The sequence below is a fragment of the Litchfieldia salsa genome (assembly GCF_900104555.1).
Classification (GTDB): domain Bacteria; phylum Bacillota; class Bacilli; order Bacillales; family Bacillaceae_L; genus Litchfieldia; species Litchfieldia salsa.
In genome coordinates this window covers 450,740-467,941 of the sequence record NZ_FNJU01000002.1, presented here as the reverse complement: position 1 = coordinate 467,941, position 17,202 = coordinate 450,740, and the positions used below count along the sequence as shown (strand labels likewise).

Annotated in this window: 14 protein-coding genes; 8 read left to right on the top strand and 6 right to left on the bottom strand. The window is 35.4% G+C overall.

The features are described from left to right. Positions 1–5 precede the first annotated feature (5 nt). Positions 6–953, top strand: coding sequence for an aldo/keto reductase family protein (locus BLQ56_RS06065; protein WP_090850951.1), 948 nt, complete (start codon positions 6–8; stop codon positions 951–953). A gap of 415 nt (positions 954–1,368) precedes the next feature. Here BLQ56_RS06065 and motB read toward each other — a convergent pair whose 3' ends face one another. Beyond that, a complete protein-coding gene (gene motB / locus BLQ56_RS06060; RefSeq protein ID WP_090850949.1) occupies positions 1,369–2,130 on the bottom strand; it encodes a flagellar motor protein MotB in 762 nt (253 codons plus the stop codon). Beyond that, positions 2,123–2,917: a flagellar motor stator protein MotA gene (motA, locus tag BLQ56_RS06055; RefSeq protein ID WP_090850947.1), complete on the bottom strand. Its 795-nt coding sequence runs from the start codon at positions 2,915–2,917 to the stop codon at positions 2,123–2,125. Before motA ends, motB begins: the two co-directional genes overlap by 8 nt. Before the next feature lie 243 nt (positions 2,918–3,160). Between motA and BLQ56_RS06050 the strand changes: the two genes are divergently transcribed. Together BLQ56_RS06050 and map are read left to right on the top strand one after the other, a co-directional pair. Next, positions 3,161–4,855, top strand: a complete 1,695-nt coding sequence (locus tag BLQ56_RS06050) for a M3 family oligoendopeptidase (protein WP_090850945.1) — start codon at positions 3,161–3,163, stop codon at positions 4,853–4,855. Between the two features lie 148 nt (positions 4,856–5,003). Beyond that, positions 5,004–5,753 carry a type I methionyl aminopeptidase gene (map, locus tag BLQ56_RS06045; protein ID WP_090850943.1) on the top strand — a complete coding sequence of 250 codons (750 nt, stop codon included), beginning with the start codon at positions 5,004–5,006 and terminating at the stop codon, positions 5,751–5,753. Positions 5,754–5,803: 50 nt separating this feature from the next. Here the strand turns inward: map and BLQ56_RS06040 are convergent, their stop codons facing one another. Next, on the bottom strand, positions 5,804–6,115 hold the full coding sequence (locus BLQ56_RS06040; protein WP_090850941.1) for a hypothetical protein: 312 nt from the start codon (positions 6,113–6,115) through the stop codon (positions 5,804–5,806). 89 nt (positions 6,116–6,204) lie between these two features. Here BLQ56_RS06040 and BLQ56_RS06035 point away from each other — a divergent pair, with 89 nt between their 5' ends. Next, the gene (locus BLQ56_RS06035) at positions 6,205–7,179 is read left to right on the top strand and encodes a DMT family transporter (RefSeq protein WP_090850939.1); all 975 of its coding nucleotides are present in this window, start codon (positions 6,205–6,207) and stop codon (positions 7,177–7,179) included. A 50-nt stretch (positions 7,180–7,229) separates the two neighbouring features. On the opposite strand, the gene BLQ56_RS06030 is transcribed toward BLQ56_RS06035, so the two are convergent. Continuing rightward, positions 7,230–9,365: an ATP-dependent Clp protease ATP-binding subunit gene (locus BLQ56_RS06030; RefSeq protein ID WP_090850937.1), complete on the bottom strand. Its 2,136-nt coding sequence runs from the start codon at positions 9,363–9,365 to the stop codon at positions 7,230–7,232. Between the two features lie 284 nt (positions 9,366–9,649). Between BLQ56_RS06030 and BLQ56_RS06025 the strand changes: the two genes are divergently transcribed. Next, positions 9,650–10,717, top strand: a complete 1,068-nt coding sequence (locus tag BLQ56_RS06025) for a YkvI family membrane protein (protein WP_238457184.1) — start codon at positions 9,650–9,652, stop codon at positions 10,715–10,717. A 25-nt stretch (positions 10,718–10,742) separates the two neighbouring features. Here BLQ56_RS06025 and BLQ56_RS06020 read toward each other — a convergent pair whose 3' ends face one another. Then, entirely contained in the window at positions 10,743–11,078 is a 336-nt protein-coding gene (locus BLQ56_RS06020) for a hypothetical protein (RefSeq protein ID WP_090850933.1), read from the bottom strand. A 197-nt stretch (positions 11,079–11,275) separates the two neighbouring features. Beyond that, positions 11,276–13,045 (bottom strand): glycoside hydrolase family 13 protein, encoded by a 1,770-nt coding sequence (locus BLQ56_RS06015; RefSeq protein ID WP_090850931.1) that lies wholly within the window; start codon positions 13,043–13,045, stop codon positions 11,276–11,278. 348 nt (positions 13,046–13,393) lie between these two features. Here BLQ56_RS06015 and BLQ56_RS06010 point away from each other — a divergent pair, with 348 nt between their 5' ends. From BLQ56_RS06010 to BLQ56_RS06000, 3 genes are all read left to right on the top strand, one after another. Further along, the gene (locus tag BLQ56_RS06010) at positions 13,394–14,671 is read left to right on the top strand and encodes an extracellular solute-binding protein (protein ID WP_090850929.1); all 1,278 of its coding nucleotides are present in this window, start codon (positions 13,394–13,396) and stop codon (positions 14,669–14,671) included. Between the two features lie 97 nt (positions 14,672–14,768). Then, on the top strand, positions 14,769–16,052 hold the full coding sequence (locus tag BLQ56_RS06005; RefSeq protein ID WP_090850927.1) for a sugar ABC transporter permease: 1,284 nt from the start codon (positions 14,769–14,771) through the stop codon (positions 16,050–16,052). Position 16,053: 1 nt separating this feature from the next. Continuing rightward, complete coding sequence (locus BLQ56_RS06000; RefSeq protein ID WP_090850925.1) at positions 16,054–16,896, top strand: sugar ABC transporter permease; 843 nt, start codon at positions 16,054–16,056, stop codon at positions 16,894–16,896. Positions 16,897–17,202: the final 306 nt, after the last annotated feature.

The following is a 17,202-nucleotide window of genomic DNA, read 5'->3' as shown; positions in this document are numbered from 1 at the left end:
ATATTATGAAATATCGTCGGCTTGGTCGTTCAGGATTAAAGGTAAGTGAAATTAGCTTAGGAAGTTGGCTAACCTTCGGGAAAACAGTCAATGAAGAAATGGCAAAAAAGACGATACATAGAGCCTATGAATTAGGTGTTAACTTTTTTGACTCTGCCAACGTCTATGAAAAAGGTGAAGGTGAAAAAATTTTATCAAGTGCATTAAAGGAATTTCCACGTGAATCCTATGTGATTACAACGAAAGCCTTTGGTGCTATGGGTGATGGTCCGAATGATAAAGGGTTGTCTCGCAAACATGTAATAGAACAAGTGCATAATAGCCTTAAACGAATGAACCTAGATTATGTAGATGTATTTTATTGTCATAGATATGACCAAGAAACTCCTGTAGAGGAAACGTTAAGAGCGATTGATGATTTAATCAGACAAGGCAAAATATTGTATGTAGGGGTTAGTGAATGGTCTGCAGCCCAAATTCTAGAAGCAGTATCAATTGCAGATAAGTATTTATTAGATCGTATTATTGTTAACCAACCTCAATATAATATGTTCCACCGAGATATTGAGGATGAAATTATTCCGGTTTGTGAAAAGCATGGAATTGGTCAGGTAGTGTTCTCCCCATTAGCTCAAGGTGTTTTAACTGGTAAATACAAAGGGGGCAGTATACCACAGGGGAGTAGAGGTGCTAATACACAAGTAAATTCTTGGGTCAAAAAGATTATAAATGATATAGTTCTTACAAAGTTAGATCGATTAGAAGCTGTTGCCGACAGTCTAGATATTACTCTTTCAGAACTTGCATTATCCTGGATCTTAAGACAACATAATGTCTCTAGTACACTAGTAGGCGCATCCAATCCAGAGCAAATCGAAACAAACGTAAGAGCATCAGAAATCACCTTAAGCTTTGAAACAATCCATCGAATCGAAGAAATATTAGCTATTTAAATAAAGAGTAAGTAATTAAAAGAAGCATCCTCACTTGTAATAGACACTAGTGTGGGATGCTTTTTTTTAGCTCCAGCGCCTAGGGGTCATAAGTCAAATCACTTCAGAAATCAAGATTTCCTGCGTGATTCGCCTTATGCCTGCCTGAGGCTGATCAAGGCGCTTCCGCTTTTCTTGGTGTCTAGCTCCAGCGCCTAGCCCCTCGGGGTCATAAGTCAAATCACTTCAGAAATCAAGATTTCCTGCGTGATTCGCCTTATGCCTGTCTGAGGCTGAACGAGGCGCTTCCGCTTTTCTTAGTGTCTAGCTCCAGCGCCTAGCCCCTCGATTACTTCAGACCCTTCCTGCGGAAGCGAGCTTCCTAGTCAGGGTCCTCCAGTACTTTTCGGGGCTGAACAAGGCGCTTCCGCTTTTCTTAGTTATTTGGTAAAATTAAAATTTCAACACGGCGGTTCTTCATTCTTCCTTCTGGGGTATCATTTGAACCTACTGGTTTGAACTCTCCAAAGCCCTTTGAACTGAACTTTTGCGGATCAAGATTTTTATTCTCTAAAAGTACTTTCATAAAATTGACTGACCTAATCACACTTAAATGCCAATTGTTATCAAACTGGCTATTTCGTATAGGTACATTATCAGTATGACCACTTACAACTATATTTCTAGCAGGATTCATAACTAGAAATTGAGAAATTTCTCTTGCAAGTTCAGCTTTTTCCCCCCTGACCTCTGCACTTCCTGAATTAAAAAAGGTATCGTTATGGAGAGTTACTAACAAGCCTTCATCTGTAAGTCTAGTTTGAACACCAGTATTTAATTTATTTGTTGTGATATATTCATTTATTTTATCTTGAACAGATTTTAACTCCTCTTGCTCTGCCTGTTTACGTGCTTCTTCTGCTTTCTCTTCTTCATCCTCTTCAGACTCCTCTTGTGTTGTTGGTGGAGGGTCTTTTACAGGAGGAACTGGAGTGTCGTAATCCATAACACCAGTTCCTCCTTCGAATGCATTATTAAAGGAACTTGCAATTGCTTGATACTTTTGAACATCCACTGTACTTGAAGCGAATAAAACGATAAATAATGCTAGAAGTAATGTAAGTAAATCAGCATATGGGATAAGCCATGATTCATCAACGTGTTCTTCATGGTGTTGATGCTTTTTCTTCTTAGCCATTGACGCTCTCACCTTCAGTCATTAATACTTTTTGGCGATCTTTAATTGATAAGTAAGTAGAAAGCTTTTGTTCAATTGCTCTAGGTGCTTGTCCTTCTAATACAGATAATACACCCTCTATCATGATGTATTTAACTTTTGCTTCAAGTTTCGATTTTCTTTTTAGCTTGTTAGCGAATGGATGCCACATCACATAGCCTGTGAAAATTCCTAATATCGTAGCAATAAATGCACCTGCAATTGCATAACCTAATGCATCAGTATCTGCCATGTTTCCAAGGGCTGCAATTAATCCAATAACCGCTCCAAGAACTCCAAGGGTAGGTGCGTATGTTCCAGCTTGAGTAAATATTAATGCACCAGCTTGATGTCGTTCTTCCATTGCTTCAATTTCTTCAGTCATCACATCACGAATAAATTCAGCGCTTTGACCATCAACAGCCATACTTAATCCATTTCTTAAGAATTCATCATCGATTTCTGAAACCTTTGCTTCAAGTGCAAGAAGTCCTTCTTTTCTAGCCACAGTTGCCCATTCTGTAAATAGAGGAATAAGCTCTCCAATTGAAGTGCTCTTTCTTTCTTTAAAAATCACTCCGAAAAGTTGAGGTACTCTTTTGATTTCACTCGTTGGAAAAGCAATCGTTACAGCACCCACAGTTCCAAGTAAAATAATTAGAATGGCCGCCGGATTTATAAGTGTCACCGGACTTACACCTTTAAATGCCATTCCTACACCAACAGCTAACACTCCCAGTATCATTCCTATAAGAGATGTTTTATCCATGATATCACCAAACCTTTTTCATAATTTATAAGATCCTTTAAAAAGAATCTTGATCTCATTTTTTTTATTATTTATATATATCTATTATATCGACAATATCCGTCAATGTTTTAAGGGTGATTTTTAAATTGTGAAAGATTATAATTAGATGTTGTAAGTAATGCTTTAACTGTATAGAGGATTAGGCAGCGATTTGTAGAATATAGTTAATAGTAGGCGATTAAAGAAAAGAGGAGAATACCTATGAATTTTAATGATTTTCAATACATCAGGCCAAATATGGGTGCTTTTGAAGCGGAATTTATGACCGCATTAAATCAATTTTCTGATGCAAAAACTCTAGATGATCAAAACATAGCGATGAAAGAGATTAATAAAATTCGTAACACCATTGATACCGCTTTTAATATTTGTTACATACGACACACGATTGATACCAATGATGAGTTCTATAAAGAAGAACAAGATTATCTTGATGAAATACAGCCTCTTGTCCAAGGGTTAGTGACTAAGTATTATGAAGCACTTGTCAATTCTCCATTTAAGAACGAGCTCGAAAAACAATGGGGTAAACAACTTTTCGATCTTGCTCAGACACAACTCAAAACTTTTTCGCCTGAAATTGTTGAGGACCTTCAACTGGAAAATAAACTAGCATCAGAATATACAAAACTGGTTGCTTCAGCGAAGATTGAATTCGAGGGTGAAGAACGAACATTAGCTCAACTCCAACCATTTGCAGAATCTACGGACCGTACCATGCGAAAAAAAGCTAATGAAGTTAGGTTTGAATTCTTTAGCAACTACCAGGAAAAGTTTGATGAACTTTATGATAAATTGGTTAAGGTAAGAACAACGATTGCTCAAAAATTGGGATACAAGAACTATGTGGAATTAGGTTATGCAAGACTAGGACGGACTGATTATGATGCAAAGATGGTTGCTAATTTCCGAAATCAAGTGAAGGATTTCATTGTACCACTATCGGTTCAATTAAGAAAAAGGCAAGCAGAACGTATTGGTTTGGATAGTCTTAAGTATTTTGACGAAGGATTTAAGTTCAGTTCAGGAAATGCGGTACCAAAAGGTTCACCTGAATGGATCATTGATAATGGTAAGAAGATGTATGAAGACTTATCCTCAGAAACAGCTGAGTTTTTCAATTATATGATTGAAAATAATTTAATGGATTTGGTTGCAAAAAAAGGAAAAGCGAGTGGTGGATACTGTACATATATACAGGATTATAAATCACCATACATCTTCTCAAACTTTAATGGAACCTCAGGAGATATCGATGTTTTAACCCATGAAGCAGGTCACGCATTCCAAGTGTATTCGAGCAGACATTTTGAGGTGCCTGAATATAACTGGCCTACTTATGAAGCTTGTGAAATTCACTCAATGAGTATGGAGTTTTTTACTTGGCCATGGATGGAGTTATTCTTTAAGGAAGATACTGAGAAATATAAGTTTGCACATTTAAGTGAAGCACTTTTATTCCTACCATATGGAGTAGCTGTAGATGAATTTCAGCATTTTGTTTATGAGAATCCTGAAGCAACACCTAAAGAGCGAAATTTAGCCTGGAGACAAATCGAAGGAAAGTATTTACCTGATCGAGAATATGATGGGAATACGTACCTTGAAAACGGGGGATTTTGGCAACGTCAATCCCATATTTACACAACAGCCTTCTATTATATAGATTACACACTTGCTCAAATATGCGCATTCCAATTCTGGAAGAAGTCAAGAGAAGATCATTCAAAAGCTTGGAATGATTACTTAACTTTATGTAAAGAAGGTGGAAGTAAGCCTTTTACTGAACTTGTTAAAGTGGCGAATTTGCTATCACCTTTTGAAGATGGAACAGTACAATCGGTAGTGGGAGAAATCGAAATATGGCTTAACAGTGTTGAAGACAAAGAGTTATAGATAGAAGATTAAGCTGACCTGTTGAAGTAAGATACTAAATGAAGCGGATATTAGTTGTTTTTAAACAAACTATTTCGACCTGAGTTTATTATCGATCACCTTAATGGGTTAGCTTTTGGTTTAAATGAGAGAAAAGGCGGGTGCTTTTATGATTCACTTAAAAACTGAAAGAGAAATTCAGTTAATGCATGAAGCTGGAAAGATTTTAGCAGCATGTCACAAGGAAATTGCTAAAATGATCGAACCTGGTATGACAACATTGTATATAAATGATTTTGTAGAAAATTTTCTAAAAAAAAATGGGGCAACTCCCGAGCAAAAGGGATATAAAGGATACGAATTTGCCACGTGTGCTTCTTTAAATGATGAAATATGTCATGGGTTTCCGCGTAATAATGCTTTAAAATCGGGTGATATTGTTACAATCGATATGGTTGTCAACTATAATGGAGCCCTTGCAGACTCAGCTTGGTCATATGGAGTTGGTGATATTGATGATGATGCAAAGAAATTATTAGATGTAACGAAAGAAGCTTTATACAAAGCAATTGATGTTTCTGTGATAGGAAATCGAATAGGTGATATTGGGCATGCAATACAAACATTTGCTGAAGGAGAAGGATACTCGGTTGTACGGGAATTTATTGGGCATGGAATAGGCCCTACACTTCATGAACCACCTGAGGTTCCCCACTATGGACTTCCAAACAAAGGATTAAGATTAAAAGAAGGGATGGTATTTACGATTGAGCCTATGATCAATATTGGTGATTGGCCGTCTAAGATGGATGACAATGGGTGGACTGCAAGAACTGTGGATGGCTCTCTCTCTGCACAGTATGAGCATACAATTGCCATCACAAAGGATGGCCCTTTAATCTTAACAGAGCAAAGTTAATTAGTAAGACTGTTTTTTAACTACACTTATTTCAAGGAACCACAGAGGACTTAATTCAGAATGAAGAGTAGCTTATTTAAGATCGTTGGAAAAATATATTTTGCAGATAGTTGAATAAATAGTGGAGAACAAGCAATTAAAAGATTACTAGTAAAACACAAGACTATGTAAAATTTTGTTTCAGAATCCTTTGGTTCAATGACTGTTACGATAAGTGCTCCTAATAAGTTAGTAAAAGTAAACAAAAGGCTTCCAAACAAGAGCCCAAGTCTTTCATAGAAAATAATAAATCCGGTAGGGATCGCGTTAAAAAACAGAATAATAAAAGACAAAGTCATCAATAACTTGGAATAAATGGACATAGGATCACCTCAGTTAATTTATATGTAAGAAATAGTAAAAAATACCGTTTGTCCATTGATAATTGACATGTTTAAAAGGGGGGGTTCTTGTGAAGGCGATACTAATTGGAATTATTTCATCGGTCTTTTTTGCAGTTACATTTATTCTAAACCGTTCTATGGAATTAGCTGGTGGAAGCTGGTTATGGAGTTCTTCTCTTCGTTACTTTTTTATGATCCCATTCTTGATCATTATCGTCATGATAAGAGGGAACTTAGGAGTTCTTTTAAAGGATATACGTGTTAATCCAAAAATATGGATAATATGGAGCGTAGTGGGTTTTGGTCTATTTTATGCACCGATCACACTTGCTGCAGCTTCTGGACCAGGCTGGTTGGTTGCCGGGACTTGGCAATTTACAATTATTGCAGGAATCCTGATTTTTCCTTTATTTACTGAAAGTGTGCAGGGGGAAAGTGGAGTTACTAAGGTTCGGAGAAGGATTCCTATGAAAGGTCTACTTTTTTCTAGTATTATTTTTATTGGAATCATTATTATTCAGTTACAACAGGCTAGTCAAGGTATTACACTTCAATTGTTTTTAGTTGGTATTTTACCAGTATTTATTGCTGCATTTGCATATCCCTTAGGAAATAGAAAGATGATGGAGCATTGCAAGGGGAAGATTGATACGTTTAGCCGTGTGTTAGGTATGACATTAGCTTCCTTGCCTTTTTGGGGGTTATTAGCTTTTATAGGTTATATGACTGAAGGGCTTCCAAGTCAATCACAGGTTTTTCAATCATTTATTGTTTCGATTAGCTCTGGAGTTATCGCAACTGTTCTATTCTTCTTCGCCACCAATTTGGTTAAGGATGATTCTCAAAAGTTGGCAGCTGTTGAAGCTACTCAATCTACACAAATTCTTTTCGTTATAATAGGAGAAATGATTATTCTTCAAGAAGCTATACCAAGTATAATGTCATTCGTTGGTATTATAATCATTATTATTGGAATGATGTTTCATAGTTTTTCCTCTAGAATTACTTTGAGTTTTCCAGTAAAAAAAGCAAAGTCAATCTAACAAGGCTTACCCAATGCAATTCATGCAAATAGGGTAAGCCTTATTTTTTACTATTTTTTTTCAGCAATAATCTTATTTTCATTTAATTTAATTATAATAGTCGTTGCATCCTCTTGATCTAGAATAATATCGGCTATTTGATCTTCAAGTTGCTCTTGAATTACTCTTCTTAATGGACGAGCACCAAATGCAGGGTGATATCCTAATTGTACCAATTTTTGTTTTACGTCTGCCTCTACAGTTAATGTAACTCTTTGTTCGAGTAATGTTGTACTTAGTTCTTCTAATAACAAGTCAACAATCTTAAGGAGATGTGTTTCTTCAAGATGCTTGAATTCAATGATACTATCGAAACGGTTTAAGAACTCTGGTTTAAAGAAGGACCCTAGTGACTCTAGAATATTGCTTTCCTGTATTGCATCTGTTCCATGATGCTCGAATCCTACTGTTACTTTCTTATGACCTACTCCTGCGTTACTTGTCATAATAAGCACAGTATCTTTAAAGCTAATCGTTCTTCCTTGACTATCAGTTAATCGACCATCATCAAGGATTTGTAGGAACATATGTTGGACATCTGGATGAGCTTTTTCTACCTCGTCTAATAATATAATACTGTAAGGATTTCTTCGTACCATTTCAGTTAGTTGTCCTGATTCCTCATGTCCGATATATCCAGGAGGAGATCCGATAATTTTTGAGACGGTATGCTTTTCCATGTATTCACTCATGTCTAGTCTAATCATACTATCCTTCGTTCCAAAAAGTTCTTGTGCTAATGATTTTGATAACTCAGTTTTTCCGACACCAGTCGGGCCAACAAATAAGAAACTTCCAATTGGACGATTTTTTGATTTTAGTCCAGCACGACTTCGTCGAATTGCTTTGGAAACTTTTGCTACCGCTTCTTCTTGTCCGATTACTTTACTTGCTAAGACCTCTTCTAATTTCTTCATTTTTTCTTGTTCATTAACATGGAGCTTTCCAACAGGGATTCCAGTTTTCTTTTCAATAATATACTGGATATCTTCTAGAGTGACAGGGAGTCTTTGATCATCTACTTCCGATTTTTCTACCTTTTTTTCTAATAGAATTTCTTCATGACGAAGCTTTGCTGCCAATTCATAGTTTTCCTCAGATGCTGCTTTTTCTTTTTCTAAAGATATGGAGTTTAATCTCTCTTGAATTTCATTTACGTCTGTTTTATTTAAGGTTAGGTTCTTCCTTGATCCGGCTTCATCAAGTAGATCAATCGCCTTATCTGGTAGAAAACGATCTTGAATATAGCGATGAGACAAAGTAACACATGCCTCTAATGCTTCTTTAGTATAGTGCACCTCATGATAGTCCTCATATTTAGACTTAATTCCTTGGAGAATTTGTAGTGCTTCAGATATTGAAGGCTCTTGGACCATTACTGGTTGAAAACGACGTTCAAGTGCTGCATCCTTTTCAATCTGGCGGTATTCCTTTAAAGTCGTCGCGCCAACAAGCTGTAATTCTCCTCTGGCAAGAGCAGGTTTTAATATGTTTCCAGCGTCCATTGACCCTTCAGCAGATCCTGCTCCTACAATTAAATGTATTTCATCAATGAATAAAATAACATTTTTCCGTTGTTTAAGTTCACTAATTAGTTTTCGCATACGCTCTTCGAATTGTCCTCGAACTCCGGTGTTAGCTACTAACGATGCGACATCTAATAGGTAAACTTCCTTGTTTAATAGTTTATTTGGGGCTTCTCCTGACGAAATTTTTAGTGCTAAACCCTCAATAATTGCAGTTTTACCAACTCCTGGTTCACCTATTAATACAGGGTTGTTTTTGTTTCGGCGATTTAATATCTCGATCACTCTTGCAACTTCTTCATCACGTCCAATCACAGGATCGATTAAGCCTGCACGTGCTATTTGAGTTAAGTTTCGACCAAATTGATCTAGAAATCCGTTGCCACCTTTTTCTGAATCTGATTTTGGAACATTGTTCTCATCCTTTTTATTCGGTGAAAATCCCTTAAGAAATTGATCGAAATTAGAAAATGCGGAGCTGTTAGACATGTTTGGGATTTGGAAGTTACTTTTTTCTCTTGAATAACAAGTATGGCAAAGTAGCGTTTGTTTCATCTCTTCATTCATTTGAATGTTGAGCTGGATTGTTGCTTCATTCAGTTTACATAATTGACATTTCATTTAATACTCCTCCTAATTGGTGATTTTGATTATCTTTGACCAATGAATGATATATAATTGACCGTCTATAACGGGATGTAGGAAAGAAATAGATTTTTTGATTACCTTTGTTTATAGTATAGTTTGACCTTTTTTGACTTTCAAGTTTTTTGATTGAGTTAATTATTGGAAAATAATCATTCTAATGTAGAGATTAATGATGTTTCAGAAAATCAGGGCAAAAGCTCGTCTTAATTAGTAAAACTCTACATATACATGTATAAAATTTATTAAAAGACGAGTTCTTGCGAGGTGTATATACCATTAATCATTGGAAGGAAACATTTCAAGTAGCAGCTGTTTATGTTGGCACTGTTGTAGGAGCGGGCTTTGCAACAGGTAGAGAAATCGTTGAGTTTTTTACTCAGTATGGCATATATGGATTAATTGGCATTTTTATAAGTGGTACGTTATTTATGTGGCTAGGCTCAAAAATGATGATAATATCAAAGGAAATCCGAGCAGAATCTTATAAGGAATTTAACGAGTATTTATTTGGAAGAAAAATTGGAGGTATTATTAACGTTCTTATGCTAATTGTTTTGATAGGGGTTACTTCAGTAATGTTATCTGGTGCTGGAGCTGTCTTTAAAGAGCAATTAGGACTACCCTATCAAACTGGAATTTTTGTAACCATTATTCTTGCGATTGCTGTATTAATTTTTGGTGTTAAAGGTTTGTTCAGTGTCAATATGGTTGTTGTACCATTACTTATCATCTTTAGCACAATACTAGCATTAAAAGTCGTTATTAGTGGAGATTTTAGCTTATTTAAGCAAGGGTTTGAGCCAATCAGTCATTACAATTGGCTAGTTTCACCTTTTACATATACAGCATTTAATCTTGCTATGGCACAAGCAGTTTTAGTGCCTTTAGCAAAAGAGGTGAAAAACGTATCGAGTATTACATGGGGTGGAATACTCGGGGGAGCTGCCTTATGTTTAATTTTAGTCTCAAGCCATGTAGCACTATCATCTATACCTAATGTTATGCATCTAGAAATTCCAATGGCAGATGTCATGAGAACGACGTTATTTTCTTTGCATTGGTTATATGTTTTTGTTATCTATGGAGAGATATTCACTTCAGTAATTGGAGATATATTTGGGTTGCAACGTCAATTAAAACCTATCTTAAGAGTTCCAAATATAGTCATTATCATTGGTATTTTATCAATCGCTTATGTGATTAGTCTTCTCGGATATGGTTCACTTATTTCTGTCTTATATCCGATCTTTGGTTATATGAGCCTTGCACTGCTAGTATCTCTAATGATTCCGACGAGTATTTTCGTGCAGTTATTTCATAAGTAATTATGGAGGAGATAGCCCAGCTCTTTTAGAGATTCTTTAAATATTGAATATTTATATTCCCATCAATTATTAAAGTTTTTACTTGAGTATTAAAGACTTCTCTTTGGTTACCGTTTTTTTCAAATAGATATGAATCACCATTTTGATTCACGATGCTCCAACCTTTAAGTTCCATATAGTCTTTAAACACTTCGATATCCTGTTCGCCATTTTCAATCTTTGCTATATAGTAACTTGTTAGAGGTATATTTGTGATTTTGTTTTCAGTTAATGCTAAATTTATAATAGAAATGAACGATAATAGAAAAAACATGACCGATAACAAGAAGGAAACATGAATGGACAGTTTCATGATCTTCATTTTTTTCACCTCGTATAGGGTCTCAAATTTTATGTTCGTCTTTATAATATGACAACCGTTAAAAAATATGTCGTACCTTACTATTAAATTAGTAGTAGGTTAGTACTGAAATGTTACATTTATCGTCTTTTTTTATTTTTCACATTAAAAAACGAGGGATATAATCACTGAGATTATCCCTCGTTTGAGCTTTAGGATTAGTGCTTGGCTAAAATTATTTTAAAATCTAGTGGGTTTAATTGAAATTCAAGATGCTCAGTTGGTTGAAGAGTATCTTCTGTCCAAAGATTGATAAGTTGTTGATAAGATTGAGATAATGACAAACTGACATCAAGTTGTTGTTCTAAATTATTAACGACGAAGTAGATGGTTCTTTCGTTTGACGTTTTTGCATAAACAAGATAATTTGTCTCTGGATTGGTATCAATGATTTTAAACTCACCGCCATTCCCGAATTCTGGGAAAGTTCTGCGAAGTTCTAATAGTTTTTTGACATGTGAAAATAATTCTAGATCCTGTTCTGCAGGATTCCATTCCATACACTTTCGACATCCGGGGTCCATTTCTCCTGTCATGCCAATTTCATCCCCGTAATAGATACAAGGAGTACCGATGAAGGACATTTGGAACAAATAAAGCAATTTCACTTTTTCTTTATGATTCTTTGCTATTGTTAAAATTCTAGGAGTATCATGACTATCCAGTAAATTGAATGCAACTTCATTGACATTGTTTGGATATGAATGAAGTACATTTGATAAGATGTTTGTAAATTCTGTAACATCAATCGTATTCTTTGCAAAGAAATTTAAGACAGCAGTTGTGAAAGGATAGTTCATTACTGCATCAAATTGGTCACCTTGTAACCATGGCATTGAATCATGCCATATTTCACCTAAGATATATACATCAGGTTTCACGTCTTTTACAGCGGTTCTAAACTCTCTCCAAAATTGGTGGTCTACTTCATTTGCAACATCTAGTCGCCAGCCATCAATATCAAATTCTTCAATCCAATATCTTCCTACATCCAATAGATACTTCTTCACTTCAGGATGTTCAGTGTTTAACTTTGGCATCATATAGGTAAATGCAAATGTATCGTAATTTGGAGTTGGTTCAGTTACAATTGGAAAGTTACGTATATGAAACCAATCCTTATACTTGGATGCTTCCCCTTTTTCTACAACGTCTTGGAAAAAAGGTGAATAATAGCCGCTATGATTGAATACGGCATCAAGCATTACCTTAATTCCTTTCTGATGGCATGTTTTGACCAAACGTCTGAATGTTTCTTTGTCTCCAAATTGTGGGTCAAGTTCTAAATAATCAATGGTATCGTATTTGTGATTTGAAGTTGCCTTAAAGATTGGTGTAAAATAAATACCTGTTACCCCTAGTTCAACAAGATAGTCAAGATTCTGTATCACACCTTCAAAATCACCACCGAAGAAATTGGTTGGTGTTGGCTCAGTACTTCCCCATGGTAAAGTTCCAGGTGGATCAATGGTTTTGTCGCCATTTGCGAATCTCTCAGGAAATATTTGATACCAAACAGTGTCCTTTACCCAAGTAGGTGCTTGAAAAACATCAATTTTATTTAGAAAAGGAAAACAAAAGAAATAGGCAACATCATCAGTTGGAAGTTCGTCAAAATATCCTTTTTCAGTATAATATTGTACTTCATTCCCTTTAGTTAGTTTAAAACCATATCTAAGTCTTCTAAACTCAGGTTGAATTTCTACAAGCCAGTAATCAAAAAGTTCATCTGATCCGGTCTTTGTCATTTCTTTTTGAGTTGTGTTCCATCTATTATAATGAGTATCCCAATCATAAGGATCACCGAATACTAGATCTACTGAATGTAGATCATCTTTCTTGCTTTGTAGCCTAATATGAAGGGTTTTTTCATCATATGCATATGCAAAGTTGTTTTTTGGACGATGATAAATCGCTTCTTTTAACATAAAATTCCTCCTTTAATGGATAATAATAAGCAATCGATTGCATTTGAAATTATACACTATCATTAGAGTAGGCAAATAAGTGTTAGAAGTCAATATAAAAGGCGGTTGGCTGTTTACATTATTTATGTGAAAACGGATAAAATATGTATGAATATTGAACTATTTCTAGTGAACTATAAAAATATTAAAGTTTTTTTAAAAAAAGGTTGTTAAAATGTTAATAGGCAATTATAATAAAAAATGTAGATTGCGCAATCGCTTTCATCACTTGAAAACGATTTTATTTTTGCCGAATACTGCAAACGGTTGCGCAAAGAAACTAATATAAATAGTACTAGGAGGGTCATTATGAAGAAAATTCTTTCTATGTTTTTAATTTTTGTACTAGCTTTAGGGGTGTTAACAGCTTGTGGTCCACAAGATGATGATACTACTGCTCCAGAAGGCGATGCTACTGAAGGTCAAGAAGAAGCTGGGAAGCCAGAAAAGTTAGTCGTTTGGGAAGATACAGATAAAAGTCCTGCTCTAGAAGAAGCAATCAAAACGTTTGAAGAAGAGCATGGAATTAAAGTAGAATTCAAAGAAGTAGAAATGGCAACAAAACAAAGAGATCAATTACGTCTTGATGGTCCAGCTGGAACAGGTCCAGATGTTGTAACATTACCACATGACCAAATTGGACAGTTAGTTATTGAAGGTCTTATTCAAGAAATTAATGTTGATCAAAGTGTTATAGATACATTTACAGAATCTTCAATCCTATCACAGTCATATGATGGTAAATTATATGGATTACCAAAAGCAACTGAAACACCAGTATTTATTTATAACAAAGATTTAATGGAAAAAGCTCCAGAAACAACTGATGAACTTTTTGAAATTTCTAAAGGCTTCTCAGGTGATCAATATGGATTCTTAGCACTATGGGATAATTACTATTTCGCTCATGGAGTACTTGGTGGAATGGGTGGATATGTATTTAATAATAATGATGGTGCTTTAGATCCAACTGACCTTGGTCTAAATAATGAAGGTGCAGTAGAAGGTGCAGCATATATTCAAAAATGGTACGAAGAGATTTTCCCTAAGGGTATTATCGGGGAAAATGGCGGAGCAGCAATGGATGGTCTATTTAATGAAGGGAAAGTTGCTTCAGTAATGAATGGTCCATGGTCATTCCAAGGATATGCTGATGCAGGTATAGATTTTGGAGTTGCTCCACTACCTAAGCTTCCTAATGGTGAGCCAATTAAAACGTTCATGGGTGTTAAAGGATGGCATGTGTCTGCTTTCTCTAAGAACGCAGAATGGGCAACTAAGTTAGTTGAGCATTTAACAAATGCAGAAAATGCTAAGATTCGTTATGAGCTTACACAGGAAATTCCACCAGTAAAGTCATTAATCGAAGATCCAGTCATTGCTGAAAATGAAAGAGCTCAAGCAGTTGCAGTCCAATCTTCTTATGCAACACCAATGCCAAACATTCCTGAAATGGCAGAAGTTTGGGGACCAATGGCAACAGCATTACAAGTTGTAGCAAATCAAAAAGCTGAGCCAAAAGCAGCTTTAGATGATGCAGTTAAATCAATTAAAACAAATATCGAAACAAATCATGGTGGTAACTAATAAAATTATAAGTTAAGCGGTACCCTTCTTGGGTACTGCTTATCCATTAAATATGCAATATATCCTCATTTAGAGAGTTAGAAAGGGGATTCCAATCATGGAACCAACTTCATTGAAGTCAAATCATAGGAAAAGAGCTTTAGGCCTATCTGTCATCCCAGGACTAGGTCAGCTATATAATAAACAATATCTAAAAGGAATTGTTTTTTTAATATTAACGGGAGCATTCATCGTTGTTTTTAAAGACTTACTTAACATGGGGCTATGGGGAATTGTAACTTTAGGGGAACAGGTACCTCGTGATCACTCCATCTTCTTATTAGTTGAAGGGATATTAGCAGTTATCGTACTACTATTTGGGCTAGGCTTTTATGTATTCAATTTAATCGATGCGTTTAGAAGTGGTAGACGAAGAGATGAAGGCTTTAGGTTGAATAGTGTAAGAGAACAATATAAAAATTTAGTAGACAATGGTTTCCCTTATCTAATGATGTCACCAGGATTTATTCTACTCGTTTTCGTCGTCATTTTCCCAATTCTATTTGTTATTCTTTTATCTTTTACAAACTATGATCTCTATCATACTCCACCAGCCAAATTGGTTGATTGGGTCGGATTCAAAAACTATATTGAGATTGTGAAGCTTGATATTTGGCGTGAAACGTTCTTAACTGTTCTATCATGGACATTAATTTGGACGTTTGTAGCAACAACTCTTCAAGTTGGATTAGGAGTCTTTTTAGCGATATTAGTAAATCAAAAAGATCTTAAAGGTAAAGCCATTATAAGAACAATTTTTATTTTACCTTGGGCTGTACCTGCATTCGTTTCAATCATTGTATTTGCAGGAATGTTTAATGAATCATTCGGTGCAATTAATAATACGGTTCTAGCTTTCTTTGGAATTGATTCCATACCTTGGATGACTGAGCCACTTTGGACACGTGTTGCATTAATTTTAATTCAGACTTGGCTTGGGTTTCCTTTCATTTTCGCAATGACTACAGGGGTTCTACAGTCAATTCCAGATGAACTATACGAAGCTGCTACTGTTGACGGGGCTTCAATGTGGCACAAATTTCGTAATATCACATTGCCACTTGTTTTATTTGCGACAGCACCTATATTAATTACACAATATACATTTAACTTTAATAACTTTAATGTTATTTTCCTATTTAATGGTGGTGGACCTGCTATATCGGGTCAAAATGCAGGTGGAACAGATATTTTAATCTCGTGGATTTACAATCTAACCATGACATCTGCACAATATGGAAAAGCAGCAGCCATAACCATGGTTTTATCTATTATTGTAATAACTGTTGCATTGATTCAATTTAAGAGAACAAAATCATTCCAAGAAGAGGATATGATGTAATATGAGTATTAAAGGACAGAAAATCATAAGACTAACATTTTCGTATTTAATAGTAGCAATTATGGCCGGAATTATCTTCTATCCATTATTATGGATTGTAGGGTCATCGTTTAATCCCGGACAAAGTCTTTCAGGTTCAAAAATGTTTCCAGATAATGCAACATTAGCTCATTATAAATACTTGTTTGATCCTGAGCAAAGTGACTATTTAAAATGGTATTGGAACTCAATAAAAGTAAGTACATTAACAATGCTTTTCTCAGTCATTTTGGTTAGTTTAACGGCTTACTCTTTCTCGAGATATCGATTTATCGGTAGAAAGAATGGTTTACTTACTTTCCTAATCTTGCAAATGATTCCAAACTTTGCAGCATTAATTGCGATTTTTGTGCTAGCATTATTAACAGGTTTATTAGATACCCATCTAGGACTAATCCTTGTCTATGTTGGTGGTGCTATTCCAATGAATACCTGGCTTATGAAAGGGTATCTTGATACCATTCCTAAGGAATTAGATGAATCTGCTAAAATTGATGGAGCTGGGCATTTACGAATATTCTTCCAGATTGTTATGCCTTTAGCAAAGCCAATCATTGCAGTTATTGCATTATTTACTTTTACTTCACCATTCGCAGATTTCATTCTAGCAAGTATCCTGCTAAGAAGCGAAGAGAAATACACGCTAGCAGTCGGTTTGTATGACATGATTGCGAAGCAGTTCGGAAATGAGTTTACCAATTTTGCAGCTGGGTCTGTATTAATTGCAATTCCAATTGCTATACTTTTCTTATCTTTCCAAAAGTATTTCGTTTCAGGCTTAACTGCTGGTGGAACAAAAGGGTAATGATAGCCTCTTAAAGAAAACGGTGGTGGAGTAGCATGTGCTTACCACTTCCGTTTTGTTTTTTTATAGATAAGAAAGTATAAAATTTCGTACTGAGTTTTAGTGTCTAGCTCCAGCGCCTAGCCCCTCGGGTCATAAGTCAAATCACTTCAGAAATCAAGATTTCCTGCGTGATTCGCCTTATGCCTGCCTGAGGCTGAACGAGGCGCTTGCGCTTTTCTTAATTATTTTGAAAAAATAGGAAGATAATTACGGTAAATCTATAGTAAAATAGAAATAAAAGTTATAGATGGTTTAAGGAGACTA